The sequence below is a fragment of the Bacillus sp. SIMBA_026 genome (assembly GCF_046535335.1).
Taxonomy (GTDB): Bacteria; Bacillota; Bacilli; order Bacillales; family Bacillaceae; genus Bacillus; species Bacillus velezensis.
Window position 1 is genome coordinate 1 of the sequence record NZ_JAWRWX010000414.1, and the last position, 243, is coordinate 243.

Consider the following 243-nt stretch of genomic DNA (forward strand, 5'->3'; position numbering starts at 1 on the left):
GGCGGGCAATGGAACTACGATGCCGAAAACCGCGCGGCGTGGTCCGGTACGCCTGCCGAGCCGCCCGACTGGCGTCCGCGTCACGACCATCGCGCGCTGTGGAGCCGGATCGTGGCCGCCGGCGTGCGCAGCTTCGGCGCGCCGTCCGCCGACGACTTCCGCTGGCCGGTCGACCGCAGCGAGGCGCTCGCGTGCCTCGAGTCCTTCATCCGGCATGGGCTGCCTTTCTTCGGACGCTTTCAG

The 243-nt window shown here is 71.6% G+C and carries 1 protein-coding gene; it reads left to right on the forward strand.

The window, feature by feature from the left end; all coding sequences use genetic code 11:
• Positions 1-243: cryptochrome/photolyase family protein (locus SB847_RS22020; RefSeq protein WP_410578866.1), on the forward strand; the 243-nt coding region annotated here is incomplete at both ends.